A 16,828-nucleotide genomic window follows, 5' to 3' on the forward strand; every position below is an offset into this window, starting at 1 on the left:
CCAATCCCCGTATTGGTTATATTTAAATCCTAGGCAGAAGGCAGAAACCCCGTTAGCGTACCTATAAGCGGCACAAGATTGGTGCACCACACATTCATTGGCCAAGGCCAAATCTGTCTACACTGCCAGGCCGGTTTGTCAAAGGTCGATGTCAGTCGCACCAGCCCATACTCTAGTGAAGAAAGAAGCGTCTTATGCGTTTTGCAACGATTTCTACCCGCACCGGACCCGCCTGCGCGGTCCAGTTGGCCAATGGGCAGTTCCTGCCCGTCGCTGCGGCTGGTGTGCAACATGCGGCCCTTCTGGACGGCAGCCTTCAGGCGGTGATCGAGGGCGGGGATGCCGCCTTGGCGGAACTGGCGCAGCTTGTGGCCCGCGCCGATGATGGCGACCCAAGCCTTGCGGCCTTGGCTGTGTCCGATCCCGAATTGCTTGCCCCGTTGCCGCGCCCTGCCAAGAATGTGTTTTGTGTTGGCCGCAATTATGCCGAACATATCGCAGAAGGGGCGCGGGCGCAAAACACCACGATTGCCGTGACGGAAGTGCCGGTATTCTTCACCAAACCCTGCACCGCGGTTATTGGACCAGAGGCAGAGATTCCCATTTTTCCACAGGTCTCGACCCAGATTGATTATGAGGTGGAACTTGCGGTCATCATCGGCACGCCGGGGCGCAACATTGCCAAGGAACGGGCCTATGACCATGTCTGGGGCTATACAATCCTGAACGATATCACCGCGCGCGATGTGCAGCGCAGGCATGGCGGGCAATATTTCAAAGGCAAAGGGCTGGATGGGTCCTGCCCGCTAGGTCCGGTGGTGGTCACGCGCGACGAGTTGCCCGAACCGCAGAATATCGGGTTGCGCTGCTTGGTGAACGGGGAGGTTCGCCAGAGCAGTACAACTGCGAAAATGATCTTCGATATTCCCACCTTGATTGCGTCGCTGTCAGAAGGGTTAACGCTAGAGGCGGGGGATATTATTGCCACCGGCACGCCTTCGGGGGTGGGCTATGCGATGGACCCGCCCCGGTTCTTGCAAGATGGCGATAAGGTGGTCTGCGAAATTGATGGAATTGGACGGTTGGCGAATACCCTTCGCACCGTCTGAGACGCGAACCGGCCACATGGCCGGGCCGCACTGGACTGAAATTTTCATATTGGGAGGAGGCAATATGCTAAACAGACGTGGATTTACGACCCTCATAGCCGGGGCGATGGCCTTGGGTATGACCGCGCCGGCACTGGCACAGGACATGACACGCGTGACTGTCGTGCAACCCAGCCCATCTGCCATCAATTCTTTCAACGTATTTGTGGCCATTGGAGAAGGCTATTTCGCCGATGAAGGGCTGGATGTGACAGTAGAGGCCATCAACGGTTCTGGCGCTGTGCTTCAGGCGCTTTCAGCTGGTCAGGCACAGTTTGGGCGCCCTGGCCCTGGCCCGGTTCTGGCCGCGCGGGGCCGTGGTGTTGATGCGGTTTTCATCTATAACTTCTCGGCACGGTCCAATTTTGGCATTGTCGTGCCAGAAGATAGCCCTGTGCAGACCCCGGCCGATCTGGCAGGCATGGTCGTTGGCACCGGCACTGCGGATGGGGCCGAGGTGGGCTTTGCGCGCAACGTGATGTCCGGCTCGGGCATGACAGAGGGGACAGACTACACCTTTCTGACCGTGGGCGATGGTGGCCCCGCTGTTGCAGCATTCCAGCAAAACGCGATTTCCGCCTATTCAGCATCCACCGCCGATGCGGCAATCCTGAACCAGCGCGGGCAGGCGGTGCGTGACATAACCCCCTCAGAATATGCGCGGTTCTTTGGCAATGGCTACATTACCACAGGTGCCTTGATCCGCGACAACCCCGAACTGGTAGAGAAATTTGTCCGCGCAATCTACAGAGGGCATGCTTTCGCGCTTGATGATGCGAACCGCGACGCGGTGCTGGCGCATCTGGCAGCGGGCAACCCGCAGGAAAGCGAAGACAAGGAATTTGCGGCCTCGCTGTTCGAGGCAGTGCGCAGCAAAACCATTCCTGTCGATATGGCAAATGGGCTTGGTTACCAGCCGCCGGAAGTCTGGGAAGAATGGCAGGCTGTCCAGATTGCAGGGGGTGACCTTGCCGAACCTTTGCCGGACCTGACCGAAGCATATACCAATGAATTCACGCTGAAAGTTAACGGGAGCGCGAACTGATGCAGGCTGCCGCAGCCAAGACCGACCCGGCGAACACCACTGGCGAACCTGTGTATCAGCTTCGCAATGTTGGCAAAACCTATGCCCGAAATGCGATCGTCGCTTTGGAAGGGGTCAATCTGACCCTGAACAAAGGCAGCTTCTCTGCTGTCATCGGGTCCAGTGGCTGCGGCAAGTCAACACTTCTTAAAATCATGTCGGGATTGATCCCGCCATCCACGGGGCGGGTGGTCTTGCAAGACCGCCCCGTAACCGGCCCGCGCCGCGACATCGGGATGATGTTTCAGCAGGCCACATTGTTCCCTTGGCGCACGACGCTGGAAAATATTGTCCTGCCCATCGAGATCCGAGACGGCAAGGCCGCCGCCAAGGCCGCGCATGAACAAGGGCGCGCCCTTCTGGAACTGGTCGGGCTGAAAGGGTTTGAAAACACCTATCCAAGCGAGCTGTCGGGCGGAATGGCGCAGCGGGCCTCGATCTGCCGGATGCTGATTACAGAACCGGCGGTGCTGCTACTGGACGAGCCGTTTTCTGCACTGGACGAATTGACGCGCGATTTCATGAATATGGAATTGCAGCGCATCTGCACCACGCGCAATGCGACCGCTTTTCTTGTCACCCATTCCATTCAGGAGGCCGTCATTCTGTCCGATGTTGTCTATGTGATGAAACCCCGCCCCGGTCGCGTTGCAGAAGTGGTGACAATCGATCTGCCGCGCCCGCGCACGCTGGACATGATGACAACCCCGAAATTTGGCGAGCTTGTCGAACATATCCGCAGTTCTCTGGACAAAGAGGCCTTCAAATGAGCAATCTGGAACGGATCGCCGACACCGCCCCTGCGACAGAAGAGGATACAGTCTGGACAGAACATGTCGGCTGGCTGGACCAGGTTCCGCGCGCTGTGCAGATGCTGTTCGTCTTTGTCGTTTTTGTGCTGGTGTGGGATATGGTAACCCGCTTCGGGCTGGTTAGCCCGATTATCCTGCCAACGCCGGCAGAGACGCTGGCAGATATGATCTTTGTGGGCAAGAACCTTGCCACAGGGGGCTATATGCTGCCCGCGCTATGGATCACCCTGAAAGAGGTGTTTTATGGCTTTTTGCTGGCGATCGCCATTGGCTTCACCTTGGGCGTGATCGTGGGGGAAACGGCCTTTGGCGAGCGGGCAATCATGCCTTACCTTGTGGCCATTGACACAATGCCGAAAGTTGCCTTTGCCCCGCTATTCGTGGCGTGGCTTGGGTTTGACATTCACAGCAAGGTCGCGCTGGCTGCTTTCATTGCGACTTTCCCGATTATCGTCGGAACAGCCGCAGGTTTGCATGCCGCCGATACGAACAGCCGCAATCTGTTCAAGACGATGGGTGCCAGCCGCTGGCAAACGCTGATCAAGATGAAGCTGCCCATGGGCCTGCCGCAAATCTTTACCGGCCTCAAGATCGGGTCGGTTGGTGTTATGGCCGGGGCGATCACAGGCGAGTTTCTGGGGGGTGGCAAAGGCTTTGGCGAATTGATCCGCACAGCCGCCAGCCAACTGAACACACCGCGCGTCTTCGCACTTATCCTGTATCTGTCGATCGTGGGTCTGGCACTGTTTGCCTTTGTGGCCTGGGTACAGCGCCGCTTTGTTTTCTGGCACAAAGAACGCGCGGGCTTGGGTGGAGAGAGCTAAGTCGTAACGCTGCCCGATCCCGCCCGCCGCGATACAGGTTGCGTGCTGCCGACAGGCGGGCCAAGGGGGATAGTCTGGCGATGGGTATCGGGCTTTGGAATAGTGCCTTGCCACCTTTAAGTGGCAAGGCGATTTTCATCATAGCGTGGGCAGGGGCGGCAGCGGCTGGCCAAACCATTTTTCTGACAGCTCGTTCAACTCACCCCCCAAAGTCTTGTGCATAATGAAAACATTGACCCATTGCAGCAAATCGAAATTGCCTTTTTTGACACCGATGAAGCAGGGTGAATCGCGCATGATGAATTTGACATCCACGCTTAGGTTGGGGTTGTTGGCCGCAAGTTCAGCAGCAACTGTGTTGCCTGTAACCAGCACATCGACCTGACCGGATTGAAAGGCTGAAAGCGTGGCGGCATTGTCACCAAAGCGGATGATTTCCGCGCCATCCGGGGCGGTGCGGGTCAGTTCCAGATCCTCCAGCGCGCCGCCGGTGACGCCGATCTTCAGGCCCGAAAGGTCAGCCACAGAGGAGATGTCCAGATCAGCCGATGCGAAAGCGCCCGAATAAAAGGGTGCATAAGCCGCGGAAAACCAGATTGATTTCGCGCGCTCTGGGTTTGCCCCCATGGAAGAGATCACCAGATCGACGCGGTCGGTTTCCAGATAGGGAATACGCTGGTTGGAACTGACGGGAACGATATTCACCTCGACCCCCAGCTCTGCCGCGATCAGTTTGGCGACATCGACATCATAGCCTTCATGCTCGCCTTCCATTCCCAGCGCGCCGAAGGGCGGGAAGCTTTCGGGCACGGCGATATTGATGGTGCCGCGCGCCAATATGTCGGCCAGGTCGGCAAGGGCGGTGCTTGGCGCAAGGCTGGCAAGGCCAAGCCCCGCTGCGATGATAAGGGATTTCAGGGTCTTCATGGGTGTCATCCTTTCCTGAGTGACAGTCAAAAGTTATGCAGTCGCAACGGGTTGCAAGGTCTTGATCGTGCCCATCCGGCGTTCGAGATGGCGCGAATACAATGAAAGTGGAAAGCACAGGCTGAAATATATCAACGCCATCAGCGGGAAGATGATGTAGGGTTCTGTCCCCGGAACCGGCGCGTTGGCCCAGCGTTTGCCGATTGTCATCAGGTCGGTGAAGCCGATGATATAGGCCAGTGACGTGCCCTTGATGATCTGCACCATGAACCCCACAGTTGGCGCAAGTGCGATGCCCAGCGCCTGAGGTGCAACAACAAGGCGCAGCGTTGGCAGGAAGCGCAAACCAAGCGCACTGGCCCCTTCCCATTGCCCGCGCGGTATCGCCTCTAGCGCGCCGCGCCAGACATCGGACATATAGGCACTGGAATACAGCGTCAGCGAAATGCTGGCTGCGTACCATGGGTCAATGTTCATGCCGAACAGGCGGGGCACACCAAGTCCTGTAAGGAACAGCAGCATAAGAAGCGGGGTCGATTGGAACAGCCAGATATAGGCGATTGTTATCCGCTTGCCCCATGTGTTGGGGGCGATCCGTATCAGCGCGATCAATGCGCCCAGCAAGCCACCACCCACGAAGGCGATCAATGACAGGTAGATGGTAAATTGCGTGGCATCCAGCAACTGATACAGCACAATGCCATGCGGGCGCCCGAAAATCTCGATCATGAGGTCTCTCATCGCTGCAATCCCACCCAAGGAAAGAGCAGCCGGTACAGCCCAACCATCAGCGCCTTGAAGCTAAGCGAGATGGCGATGTAGATCACGGTCAAGGTCACGAACACCTCGAAGGTGCGGAACGTCCGGCTGTCGATAAAGATGCCTGCATTGGTCAGGTCACGCACGCCGATTTCAGAGATGATCCCAGTCGTCAGGAACAGGAAGATAAACTGACTGCTAAGCGAGGGGAACATTTTGCCCACAGCCTGTGGCAGTGTAATCTTTAGGAATATGATGAACGGCTTTAGCCCCATGGCCTGTGCAGCCTCTTCCTGCCCTTTGCCCACAGTGTTGAAACCGGCGCGCAGGATTTCCGAAAAATAGGCTGAGAAGTTCAACACCAGCGCAAGCAGCGCATGCGCCCAAAACGGCCATTGATACCCCAGAAGCAAAGGTAGCCCGAAGGCCACGAAGAAAAGCTGCACGATCAGCGGCGTGTTGCGGATGAACTCGACATATGTCGCCGCGACCCAGTGAATGCCGAACACCCTTCGGTGGCGCAGGAAGGACAGGACCATGGCGATTGCAAAGCCGATAATCCCCGCCGCCAAGGTTATCCCGGCACTCAGCGCGGCCCCTTCAAAAAGACGCCAGACATAATCGGCATTTCGGAAAATCTCAAAAAACCGCAAGTCCACTGTCCGCGCGCCCCATACCCAATGTCAGGAATGAGGCAACACGGCTTGATGATGCACGAGCCAGATATTTTTCCGCGACAACAGTTTTCGGGTTTTTTTGATAATGCGCCATATCTGCGCTTAAGCGTCTGATAGGACGCCGCTATGTTGAAATCTGGCCGTAGGGCGCGCGGAATTCCATCTGCTGCCATCAAGGTGCCTTGCTTAAATAATGTGCGGGTCGATTATGAAAGGGTCAAAATGCAATCTCTGCGCGTGCTGCCAGATTGACCTGAGATGCCGCCCATGGGCGCATCCCGAACCTGTGCGTGTTCATGGGCAAGGGTTACAACTGGTCGGGAAAACACGCTTCCGCTTGCAAGGTTGCGCCGTCCAAACCCGGCAGGACACTGACGAAGCTGAAACTTAGCGCGACACGCAAAAACCCTGTGTCGCCCGCGCAACCGGCGTCGGCGTTCAGGCTGATATCCGTGGGGTCCAGCACCAGCCCCCAAGATTGCGCAGCGCTGATGATAAAGGCATTTGTCCGCTCTGGAATGACCTGCTCCTCTTCAGCGCATCCCGTCGCGCGGATACCCATGCAGCGTGCCGCGCTGATGGCCACCTCGTCCAGAGCATGGCCGGACCACATCAGGCGTCCCACCTCGATTGTCCCGATCAACAGCAACAACAAAGGGCCGACCAGAAACGCGAATTCAATAGCCGTTGCGCCACTGGTGTCGCGCTGGAAGCTCCGGCATTGCCGGATGCCCATCATGGCAAACGCACCACGGCAGAGTTTTGCAGCGTCTCGGGGCTGAAAAAACTGTATGCCCCCAGAATAGAGGTGAAAGGGGCCTGCGCGGTAATTTGCACAAACCGTCCTGCAAGGCTGCCATCCGCACAGTCGGTATTGCATGCCATGCTGGCGTTCCAGTCGTACCCCGCTTCGCCCCACGTGGGGCAGTAGCAGTTTGCAACTGGCGCGCCTGTATCTGTGACCACGATTGTGCCACCTTCAAGACGGGCTGTGACGGCGTTGTTCAGATTGACTGTTGCACTGCGTCCCCGACCGGCCAGCCCCCCCAAAAGCGCTGTCGCCACGGTTTGGGCCGTCCCGTCATCAACTGTGGCGGCACTGTCCAGTGTCTGGTGTGCAGTGGCAGAGATGGCCCCGACAAGACGCGATTTTGCCCGAAGTGTCAGACCAATCTCGAAAGTGACTGCCAGAATAAGCAAGATCACAGGCGCAATCAGGGCAAATTCGACAGCGGCGCTGCCGGTTTCCTGCTGCGCAGCCCTAAGCCAGAAAAGGGGCAGGCGGCGGCGGGGTGGCTGCGTCATTCAATCAACCTGACCTGCGCACCGCCCCCTGCGTTGCCCGATACGCAGTCCGATGTGGTGGATGTGCCCCCCTCCAATGTGACGCTTGCCCCGACCAGTTGGAAGCACCCCTCACCGGCGCTGCTTGCACCGGCCCCGCCGGTCAGCAAGATGGGGCCATTGGGAACGTAAAATGCGCCGGAAATCTGGCTGCCAAAGGCACCACCACTGAATGTTGCCCCCGCAGTGACCGTTGGCGACAAGGGGCCAATCACGGCAATATCGGCATATGGCCCAGAGGATGGCGCGACAAGGCGCATGGAATCATAGCCGCTGCTGGCGCAAAAGGCGGCATAGCCGTTGCAATTCTGGTTATTGCTGTGCAGACCCTTGCCCGAAAGCACAAAGCTTACACCAATCGCGCGCAAGCTGACCATCGCATCCTGACACCAGACACTGCCCCCCGCCACCGCACCCAGATGCAGATATCCGTCAATCGTATAGACACCCTGCCCAAAGGTGACGCCCCCCGACAGGTCAAAGTGCCCGGCAATATCGTGGTTTGTGGCCGCGCTGCGTCCACAAGCGACAATGCCTGCATGTGCAGCAAGATCGGCCACTCTTTGGGTTTCAGCCCGCGTGACCAGCGCATCGCCATATTCGATGGCCAAACCGGCGATCCCAAGCAGGGCGGGCAGCACCAGCGCGCTGGACACCGCAACTGACGCCTGTTCGCCTGCGGCAAAAGCCTTTGCGTGGTCTGTCCTGAACAGGTGGTGGTGCAACATACGCCTCTCCCTGCATGTGGCCGATCACTGAGGCAGGCGGATCGCCAATCGTATGCCCTGCATATGATAGCCGGTTTTGCCGCAAGTTTCACTTGGCCATGCGGCCAGTCCGGTGGGTTTGCTTGGGCGCAGGCGGGGCAGGGGCGCGCGCAAAAGCGCACGCGCGCCGCCGTCACGTTTATTGCGCTACAGCGACGGGCCGGTGGGAATGGAGCGTGTCTGATTGCGCCCTTTTGACTTTGCAAGATAGACTGCGGCATCCACTTCGCGCATCATCGCGGCTGAATCTTGATCGTATCTGGTAATGTCAACCAGCCCGATGCTGATGGTCAGCGACAGGTCCGGATAGTCGTCCAGACGGAATTGCGCAACGGATGTGCGCATGCGGTTAACCACCTTGGCGGCGCGTTCAAGCGCGGTATCTGGTAGCAGGACAGCAAATTCTTCGCCGCCTATGCGCGCCAGATAATCGCTTTTGCGCAAGCGGGTCGACAGCAGATCGGCCAGCGCCTTCAGCACTTTGTCGCCGACGGGGTGGCCATATGTGTCATTGACCGATTTGAAATGGTCCAGATCCATCAGGGCAAGGGTTGCGGCGGACCCGTTCCGGTTTGTCCGCGACATTTCGCGTTCCAGCACGGTTTCAAACCCGCGCCGGTTCAAAATTCCGGTCAGATAGTCTTGATCCGCCTGCGCCCGCAATTCCAGCAGATCACTGACCAAAAGTGCGAAGCTGCGCAGAATATCGATCTGCTCTGGCGAGAAAACGCGCGGCTTTGTGTCCAGTGCGCAGAGCGACCCCAGATGGAATCCGGCCTTGGTTGTCACCGGCGCGCCCGCATAGGCGCGCAGCCCCATCGGGCCTGTGACGGCCGGGTTATCTGCGACGCGGGCATCCTTGTGCATATCTTCGATAATCAGGGGCTTTCCGCTGCGCACAACGATATCGCAGACCGCGTCACCTCGCTTGGTTGTTTCAAGATCAATCCCCTGCCGCGCCCGCAGATATTGTGTGTCATGGTCGATCAATGTGATCGCTACGGCAGGTACATGCAGTATCTGTTGAACAAGGCGGGTGATCAGATCGAAATTCGCTTCCGAGGCGGTTGTGGCCGGATTGATCCGTGCAAGCTCTTTCAGCCGCAGAGTTTCGCAGGACTCGGTCATGTTCGGTTGCCTTGTGTTGCTGATATGGGGCACGGGTCCGGCTGTGTCTCGGACAGGGCAGTGGGGCGTTGCAATTCACATAGCGCACTTACCTATCGCGCGCGGTGGCGACAGGAAACTGGCCAGAAGGGTTGGCCATATGTTTGGTCTTGCTTTCTGCCCTGACGGGCCACAGCAGTTTCGCTCCGCATTCTTGGGTTTGTGAAAGCCAGCTTTTTCGGCAGAAAGCCCGAACTGGCGTTTGGGTCTGTGCCCCTGCATGCACAGGCGCTTGCCGCAGCAGTCCCGACATACCGAAATTCACGCGCTGGTCAGAGAGTGGTCATGCCAAGTACTGTTGCGGCGGGCGCAACGCCCAAGCGCGCTATGCCAAATGCAGCGTGCAAGGCCGGATCAAGGCGCTTCGCCTTGTAAAAGTTTCATCGCCCGTGTCGCGGCCTCTACCCGACTGTTTGCACCCAGCAGGCGCAACACGGCGGACATGTGGAATTTGATGGTGCCCTCGCTAAGGTTCAGGGCGCGCGCCATGCCTTTGTTTGAATGGCCTGCAATAAGCAGGTCAATCACCTCGCGTTGCCGTGGGCTGCAATGCAGCAGGTTTGGCGCATTGGCTAGGATGGGGGCGGGCGGTGTCGGCGGCGCAGGGGTTTGGGTGCCCTCTCGGGGGGGGACATGTGCCTCTGGTGCCATGATTTCAGTAGCGACCGACGGTGCCTCGAACACGCTTTCAGGCAGGAAAGGCGGCACATAGACCTGACCGTTGCAAATCTGCGCCACTGCGCGGCTCAACTCGGACGCGCCAAGTCCTTTGCTGATGAACCCATGCGCGCCGATTTCCAGCGCCCTGAGGATATCTTCGCGCTGGCGCGAGGCCGTGACGATAATCAGCAGCATATCCGGAAATTCACCACGCAGGGCCGACAGGTCTCGCCAGTTTTCCATGCCCACCATTTTTAGGTCGAACAGGCCCACATCGACTGCGCCCATATGGCCCAGCAGGTCAACCGCCTCTTCAAAAGAGGTTGTTTCGATCACTTCGGCAAACCCGTTGCGTTCCAGCAAAAGGCTGCGCAGGGCAACGCGAAAGAATTCATCATTGTCCGAGATGATGGCAGTGGAGTGCGAACCTAGATTCGGCTGGTCCAGCATGATGTGGATTTCCTTATTTTTTTGGCGACGGAACGAGAGCGCCTGACATACTATCAGAACTCGCATGGACGCAGGCACCATCCACATGTCCAAGTGCATTTGCCCGGATGATGAGAGAGGACAGTGTCCAAACATCCAATTTGGACAGGCCATGCGTCTAACTATTCAAGTTGTCTCACTTAAGCAAGTATAAGTTGAGCAAAAGGGTTATACCGCAACTTATTGGTGTTCCTCGCACTCTCCCTTGGCGCGCAGTTGGCTCGTCTCAGCAAGAGGTTATCACATGAAACACTATCTGGTCCGCTTCATCAAAAACGACTCTGGCGCGACAGCGATTGAATATGGTCTGATCGCAGGGATAGTCTCTGTTGCGATCATCGCGGCGTTTGGGCTTTTTGGTGGTGATTTGTCTGCTTTGTTTGAGGTAATTAGTGCCGAAATTAATCCTAAGGATGCTGATGGCTGATAATGTCTTTGCGGCTCTCTTTCTGTTGTGCGGCCGCAACCCATCATCGCCCAACCGAGCGTAGCTGTTCTGGCGTCTTTCGCGCCGGAACAGCCTTATAGCCCCCACCCCTGACACAGGAAGATGACACGCCATCATGCTGCGCCTGCTTATCCTTCTTGTAGCGATTGGGGCAGGCGGGGCGGCGGCATGGGTGTCAACCAGTCTGACACCGCCACCGCCGCCACCCTCTGCCACCGCGCCTGACCCCGTGCCAGAAGCGCAAGTGCTTGTGGCCGCAAGCCCGTTGGCGCAGGGTGCCGAACTGGCACAAGACGATATGCGCTGGCAGGCATGGCCCGCGCATACACTGGTTGACGGGTTCATCACCCGCACCGACCAGCCGGACGCGCCTGATGCCTTTATCGGCTTCCTGACACGCGTTGATTTCTCTGCGGGAGAGCCGATCCGCGCAGAAAGACTGATCGAGCGGCGCGGCGGGTTTTTGTCATCCATGCTTGATCCGGGCAAGCGCGCCGTCGCGGTTCGCATTTCGGCAGAAAGCACAGCCGGGGGGTTCATCATGCCTAATGACCGTGTCGATGTGTTGCGCACATTCAGCAGACAAGGCCCGTCCGGCCAGACGCAGATGCACAGTGAAACCATTTTGCGCAACGTGCGGGTTCTGGCCATTGACCAGACCACCGACACCCGCACGAATGACACTGTCCTTGGCAAGACGGCCACGCTGGAACTGGAAGCGAACGAGGTTGAAATTATCGTGGCAAAAGAAGCCTCGGGCCTGTTGTCTTTGGCGCTGCGCTCTTTCGCGGATAATGACGATGACGCGCGCATTGTCGCCACGCCCGCGCCAAAACCTGCTGTGCGCATTTTCCGTGGCGGTGTCTTGGAACAGGTAGATGTCAGATGACACAGCCCGCAAAAATGCCCAAAATGGAAAACGCCTCTGCACCGCTGATGCTACGCTCCGAGGCGCGCATCACCCCGGGGGAAGCGGGCCTTTCGGGCCGGATTCCGCATATCTCGGCAGGCGTGTTTTGTGACACGCCGGCTGCGGAACATGCGTTGCGCGATGCGCTGCAAGATCGCAGAATGTCGCGCGTGACACCGCGGATCGCCGCAGGCGGCATTGCGGCGGCTATTGCGTTTTGCGCCAAGGAACCAACCCCCGATCTGCTGATCCTTGAAACAACCGCGACCGGGGACGAGATATTGGCAGGGCTGAACAGACTGTCCGATGTCTGTGACCCCGACACCAAAGTTGTCGTGATCGGCAGGCCGAATGATATCGCGCTCTACCGCGCCATTCTTGCAAGCGGTGTTTCGGATTACCTTGTCGCGCCAGTGGACACTCTTTTTGCGATCGCGGCAATTCTGCGGCTCTATGCCAGCGGGCCTGCCAAGCGCATGGGGCGGGTCTGCGCCTTTCTGGGGGCCAAAGGTGGTGTTGGCACGTCAACGCTTGCGCAGAATGTCGCATGGCGCATGGGGCAGGACAGGCGCGGCCCCGTCATGCTGGCCGACCTTGATCTGCAATTTGGCACTGCGGCCTTGAATCTGAACCTTGTGCCCTCGGCAGGGTTTGCGGAACAGGCGACAGACCCCGACCGGCTGGACCAAGCCCTTTTGGAACGCGCATTGATGCTGAAAGGGGCCTATCTGCATGTCCTGCCTGCATCTGGTCGCATGCAAGAAATCGCCGCCCCAAGCCCCGCCGCTGTTGAAAAACTGCTGGACCTTGCGCGGCAGACATTTCCGGTGGTGGTGCTGGACCTGCCACATCTGCAATCCTCGTGGATGCGCGCGGCACTGGCTGTGGTGGATGACCTTGTCATTGTCGCGGGGCCTGATCTGGCCAGCTTGCGCAATGCAAAATGCCTGCTCGATATCTTTCGCGCCGCACGCCCGAATGACACGCTGCCAAGGCTGGTCTTGAATCAGGTGGGGATTTCCAAACGGGCCGGTGTGTCGCCCGCTGATTTTGCCCAAGGGCTGGAGGTAGAGGTCAAGACACGGATCGCATTCGATCCCCAGATTTTCGCAAAAGCCGCAGGCGAAGGCCGGTTGATCACCGAAATGGCCCCGCGCGCGGGGCCAAGCCGCGCAATCGCCCGATTGGCAAAAGATATCACCGCAGATCGCGCACTGGGGGGTGCGGGGGCAGGCAAAAAAGGGGCGTGGTTTCGCATGCCGTGGCACGCGGCGGGCTGAATGCGCGGCCTGCGGCCACAGACGTGACAAGGGGCAGGTCCGATCGGGATTTGTGTTCACCAACAGGAAGCAGGCAACATGTTCGGCAAAAGACAGCAGCGCCCCGACAATATATCCGCCATCATCACCCAGCCCAAAGCCGCCGCTGCCGATGGGGGGGCGCCCCCGCGCGCATCCGCGCCGGTCCAAGCTGTCAGGGCAAAAGCCGATACGTCAGAGACTTATTTCGACCTGAAGAAAGCCATCGTTGCCACCCTGATCGAGGCCATCGATATTTCCAACCTGTCCGAACTGGAGCCGGAACAGGCGCGGCGCGAAGTGGCCAGTGTGACCGCAGATATTCTGGCTGCGCGCAAAACTGTATTATCGGCCAGAGAACAGGACGACATGGTAGAGGATATCTGCAATGATGTTCTTGGCTATGGCCCGCTAGAGCCGTTGCTGGCCCGCGACGATATTGCCGATATCATGGTGAATGGCACCAAACGTATCTTTATCGAAGTTGCAGGGCGCGTGCAGGAAACCGACATCCGCTTTCGGGATAATGCGCAACTGTTGAATGTCTGCCAGCGGATTGTCAGTCAGGTGGGGCGGCGGGTGGATGAATCCAGCCCGATCTGCGATGCGCGCCTGCTGGATGGCAGCCGCGTCAATGTCATCGCGCCGCCCTTGGCGATTGATGGCCCCACCTTGACCATCCGGCGCTTCAAGAAGGACAAACTGACCCTTGATCAATTGGTGAATTTCGGGGCGATCACACCGGAAGGTGCCGAAATCCTCAAGATCATCGGGCGGGTCAGGTGCAATGTGATCGTGTCCGGCGGCACTGGTTCGGGCAAGACCACATTGTTGAATTGCCTGACGGCCTTTGTCGATGCGCATGAACGCATCATCACCTGCGAGGATTCTGCCGAACTGCAACTGCAACAGCCCCATGTGGTGCGGCTGGAAACGCGGCCTGCCAATATCGAAGGGGTGGGCGAGATTACAATGCGTGATCTGGTGCGCAACTGTCTGCGCATGCGCCCCGAACGTATTATCGTGGGCGAGGTGCGCGGCCCTGAAGCCTTTGATCTGCTGCAAGCCATGAATACCGGCCATGACGGGTCCATGGGGACATTGCACGCCAACAGCCCGCGCGAGGCATTGTCGCGCATGGAATCCATGATCACGATGGGGGGCTTCTCGCTGCCCGCAAAGACCATCAAGGAAATGGCGGTCGCCTCTATCGATGTGATTGTTCAGGCCGCGCGCCTGCGCGACGGCTCGCGCCGGATTACCCACATCACCGAAGTGCTGGGGATGGAAGGCGAAGTGCCAATCACGCAGGATATTTTCGTTTTCGACATGATCGGCGAAGATGCCGATGGCCGCATTATCGGAACGCACCGCTCGACCGGAATTGGCAAGCCCGCTTTCTGGGACAAGGCCCGCTATTACGGAGAAGAGACACGCCTTGCGCGCGCCCTTGACGCCTCGTCGGGTGCATCGGGATGATGCGCGTGTGTGGCCCCGACCTGTTGCAGAGGTGGCCATGAGTCCGGCCCTCTCTGCGCTGACGACATTCGCATTTGTCGCCGCCAGTGTCGGCGGGCTGTTGCTGGCGCTGTTCCTGCCCACCCTTGCGGGCAAAACCCATATGCGACAGCGGCGCGAGCTTGCGCTGGGCATGGGCGGCGGCACAGTGCAGCACAGCGGCCCCAAAGCCGCGCAGGGCCAGCGCCATATGCGACGGTCGGTTGAAGAAACACTGCGCGAACTGGAACAGAAAGGGCAGGCCCGCAGTCGCTGGCGCTCTCGGACCACCCTGAGGGGCAGGTTGCGCGAAGCGGGGCTGGAGTGGTCCCCGCTGGTTTATGGCGGCATCTGTGTGGTTGTGGGTCTGGCTGTCACGGTTGCACTGTCCTTGGGGCTTGGGGTTGCAGTTGGTGCAAGCGCGGGGTTCGGGCTGGCCTTGGGGGTGTGGCTGCCCCATGCCTATATCGCGCGGCAGATACAGCAACGCCGCAAAGCCTTTACCGCAGCTTTTCCCGATGCGGTCGATATCATTGTTCGCGGTGTGCGATCCGGCATTCCGCTGACAGATTGCCTGCATATCGTGGCAACTGAATCGCCCGATCCGGTGCGATCCGAATTTCGCACTGCGGTAGAAGACCTGACAATGGGGCTGGCGGTGGATGACGCTGTCCATCGCATGTCCGAGCGCGTCGCGCTGGAAGAGGCGCGTTTCTTTTCCATCGTCATCACAATCCAGAGCCGCACAGGGGGCAACCTGTCCGAAGCGCTTGGAAACCTGTCCATCGTCTTGCGCGACCGTGCCAAGATGCGGGGGCGTATTCGCGCCATGAGTTCCGAGGCCAAAGCCTCTGCATGGATTATCGGCTCTTTGCCGCCGGTGGTATGTCTGCTCGTGTTCCTTACCTCGCCCGACTATGTGGGGCTGCTGTTTTCGACATTCGCAGGAAATGTGGTGCTTGCCGCTTCTGCGCTGTGGATGCTGTGCGGCATTGCCATCATGCGCCAGATGATCAACTTCGATTTCTAGGAAATATCGACATGGACCTTGCCAGCCTATCCCTGCACCCAGACATCTTGACTGCGCTGTTTGCAGCGGTGGCAGCGGGGCTTGCTGTGCTGGCCGTGGCTTGGCCCTATCTGCGCCGCGATACGCAACACCACCGGATGCGCCAGATCACCCATGTCCAAGAGCGGATCAGACAACGCGAAAGGGCCAAGCTGGGCACCCCGCCTGCGCGCGCGCTGGTCCGTCGCGCGCCGCGCAAGTTCTTCCTCGATATTGTCAAACGTCTTGATCTGGTCAGTCAGGCCGAGAATGGCGAGACGATCCACTTGCTACAACGCGCAGGGTATCGGGGCAGATCGCCGGTGATAACCTATCTTGCGCTGCGGGTGATCTGCCCGCTGGCCATGCTGTGCCTGTCGGCCTTCTATATATTCGTGGTGGTCAAGCCAGAGTTTTCGATGCCGGCGCTTTTGGCCATTGTCGCGCTGTGTACCGTCAGCGGCTATTATGTCCCGACACTTTACTTGCGCAACCGCATTACAAAGCGTCAGGTTTCAATCCGGCGGGCCTGGCCGAATGCGCTTGATCTGCTGCTGATCTGTGTTGAATCCGGCATGAGCAGCGAAGCGGCGTTTCGCAAGGTCACGCAAGAAATCGGGACTGATTCCCCCGCGCTGGCCGAAGAACTGTTGCTGACCACAGCCGAACTGGCCTACCTGCCAGAGCGGCGCATCGCGTATGAAAATCTGGCGAAACGCGTAGGCATTGCATCTGTTAAATCGGCAATCGTGGGGCTTATCCAGTCGGAAAAACATGGCACCTCGCTTGGGCAGGCGCTTCGGGTGCTGTCGCGGGAAAGCCGCGAGGCCCGCATGGCCGATGCCGAACAAAAAGCCGCCGCCCTGCCACCCAAGCTGACGGTTCCCATGATCGTTTTTTTCCTGCCGGTCCTGTTCGCGGTGATTCTGGCGCCGATGATCATCCAGATGCTGCAAGGCTAAGTCGATG

General features: G+C 58.6%; 18 protein-coding genes. 10 read left to right on the forward strand and 8 right to left on the reverse strand.

Features of this window, described 5'->3' with window-relative positions; genetic code table 11:
* The first annotated feature begins 194 nt into the window (after positions 1 to 194).
* From BG455_RS10835 to BG455_RS10850, 4 genes are all read left to right on the forward strand, one after another.
* Positions 195 to 1,109: a fumarylacetoacetate hydrolase family protein gene (locus tag BG455_RS10835; protein WP_071470026.1), complete on the forward strand. Its 915-nt coding sequence runs from the start codon at positions 195 to 197 to the stop codon at positions 1,107 to 1,109.
* A gap of 64 nt (positions 1,110 to 1,173) precedes the next feature.
* The gene (locus BG455_RS10840; RefSeq protein WP_071470027.1) at positions 1,174 to 2,193 is read left to right on the forward strand and encodes an ABC transporter substrate-binding protein; all 1,020 of its coding nucleotides are present in this window, start codon (positions 1,174 to 1,176) and stop codon (positions 2,191 to 2,193) included.
* The gene (locus tag BG455_RS10845) at positions 2,193 to 3,002 is read left to right on the forward strand and encodes an ABC transporter ATP-binding protein (RefSeq protein WP_071470028.1); all 810 of its coding nucleotides are present in this window, start codon (positions 2,193 to 2,195) and stop codon (positions 3,000 to 3,002) included. Before BG455_RS10840 ends, BG455_RS10845 begins: the two co-directional genes overlap by 1 nt.
* On the forward strand, positions 2,999 to 3,868 hold the full coding sequence (locus tag BG455_RS10850) for an ABC transporter permease (RefSeq protein WP_111361331.1): 870 nt from the start codon (positions 2,999 to 3,001) through the stop codon (positions 3,866 to 3,868). Before BG455_RS10845 ends, BG455_RS10850 begins: the two co-directional genes overlap by 4 nt.
* A gap of 138 nt (positions 3,869 to 4,006) precedes the next feature.
* Here BG455_RS10850 and BG455_RS10855 read toward each other — a convergent pair whose 3' ends face one another.
* The 8 genes from BG455_RS10855 to BG455_RS10895 form a co-directional block, all read right to left on the reverse strand.
* A complete protein-coding gene (locus BG455_RS10855) occupies positions 4,007 to 4,795 on the reverse strand; it encodes a transporter substrate-binding domain-containing protein (RefSeq protein ID WP_071470108.1) in 789 nt (262 codons plus the stop codon).
* A gap of 33 nt (positions 4,796 to 4,828) precedes the next feature.
* Complete coding sequence (locus BG455_RS10860) at positions 4,829 to 5,536, reverse strand: amino acid ABC transporter permease (RefSeq protein WP_084386283.1); 708 nt, start codon at positions 5,534 to 5,536, stop codon at positions 4,829 to 4,831.
* Positions 5,533 to 6,213 carry an amino acid ABC transporter permease gene (locus tag BG455_RS10865; RefSeq protein ID WP_071470030.1) on the reverse strand — a complete coding sequence of 227 codons (681 nt, stop codon included), beginning with the start codon at positions 6,211 to 6,213 and terminating at the stop codon, positions 5,533 to 5,535. The genes BG455_RS10860 and BG455_RS10865 overlap by 4 nt, the downstream gene beginning before the upstream one ends.
* A gap of 325 nt (positions 6,214 to 6,538) precedes the next feature.
* Complete coding sequence (locus BG455_RS10870) at positions 6,539 to 6,970, reverse strand: TadE/TadG family type IV pilus assembly protein (protein ID WP_170124769.1); 432 nt, start codon at positions 6,968 to 6,970, stop codon at positions 6,539 to 6,541.
* On the reverse strand, positions 6,967 to 7,536 hold the full coding sequence (locus BG455_RS10875) for a TadE/TadG family type IV pilus assembly protein (RefSeq protein ID WP_071470031.1): 570 nt from the start codon (positions 7,534 to 7,536) through the stop codon (positions 6,967 to 6,969). The genes BG455_RS10870 and BG455_RS10875 overlap by 4 nt, the downstream gene beginning before the upstream one ends.
* Positions 7,533 to 8,303 carry a pilus assembly protein TadG-related protein gene (locus BG455_RS10880; protein WP_071470032.1) on the reverse strand — a complete coding sequence of 257 codons (771 nt, stop codon included), beginning with the start codon at positions 8,301 to 8,303 and terminating at the stop codon, positions 7,533 to 7,535. The genes BG455_RS10875 and BG455_RS10880 overlap by 4 nt, the downstream gene beginning before the upstream one ends.
* 186 nt (positions 8,304 to 8,489) lie before the next feature.
* Positions 8,490 to 9,470, reverse strand: coding sequence for a sensor domain-containing diguanylate cyclase (locus BG455_RS10885; RefSeq protein WP_071470033.1), 981 nt, complete (start codon positions 9,468 to 9,470; stop codon positions 8,490 to 8,492).
* 393 nt (positions 9,471 to 9,863) lie between these two features.
* Positions 9,864 to 10,619, reverse strand: a complete 756-nt coding sequence (locus BG455_RS10895; protein ID WP_071470035.1) for a LuxR C-terminal-related transcriptional regulator — start codon at positions 10,617 to 10,619, stop codon at positions 9,864 to 9,866.
* 283 nt (positions 10,620 to 10,902) lie between these two features.
* On the opposite strand from BG455_RS10895, the gene BG455_RS10900 reads away from it, so the two are divergent.
* The 6 genes from BG455_RS10900 (at position 10,903) to BG455_RS10925 (ending at position 16,821) form a co-directional block, all read left to right on the forward strand.
* The gene (locus BG455_RS10900) at positions 10,903 to 11,085 is read left to right on the forward strand and encodes a Flp family type IVb pilin (RefSeq protein ID WP_071470036.1); all 183 of its coding nucleotides are present in this window, start codon (positions 10,903 to 10,905) and stop codon (positions 11,083 to 11,085) included.
* A gap of 136 nt (positions 11,086 to 11,221) precedes the next feature.
* Entirely contained in the window at positions 11,222 to 11,995 is a 774-nt protein-coding gene (cpaB, locus tag BG455_RS10905; RefSeq protein WP_071470037.1) for a Flp pilus assembly protein CpaB, read from the forward strand.
* Positions 11,992 to 13,296 (forward strand): CpaE/TadZ family protein, encoded by a 1,305-nt coding sequence (locus BG455_RS10910; protein WP_084386289.1) that lies wholly within the window; start codon positions 11,992 to 11,994, stop codon positions 13,294 to 13,296. Before cpaB ends, BG455_RS10910 begins: the two co-directional genes overlap by 4 nt.
* A 78-nt stretch (positions 13,297 to 13,374) precedes the next feature.
* Positions 13,375 to 14,793 (forward strand): TadA family conjugal transfer-associated ATPase, encoded by a 1,419-nt coding sequence (locus BG455_RS10915; protein WP_071470039.1) that lies wholly within the window; start codon positions 13,375 to 13,377, stop codon positions 14,791 to 14,793.
* A gap of 37 nt (positions 14,794 to 14,830) precedes the next feature.
* The gene (locus tag BG455_RS10920; protein WP_071470040.1) at positions 14,831 to 15,841 is read left to right on the forward strand and encodes a type II secretion system F family protein; all 1,011 of its coding nucleotides are present in this window, start codon (positions 14,831 to 14,833) and stop codon (positions 15,839 to 15,841) included.
* 47 nt (positions 15,842 to 15,888) lie between these two features.
* Positions 15,889 to 16,821 carry a type II secretion system F family protein gene (locus BG455_RS10925; RefSeq protein WP_218147536.1) on the forward strand — a complete coding sequence of 311 codons (933 nt, stop codon included), beginning with the start codon at positions 15,889 to 15,891 and terminating at the stop codon, positions 16,819 to 16,821.
* The last annotated feature ends 7 nt before the right edge of the window (positions 16,822 to 16,828 follow it).

It is taken from the genome of Roseinatronobacter thiooxidans (genome assembly GCF_001870675.1).
Lineage (GTDB): Bacteria > Pseudomonadota > Alphaproteobacteria > Rhodobacterales > Rhodobacteraceae > Roseinatronobacter > Roseinatronobacter thiooxidans.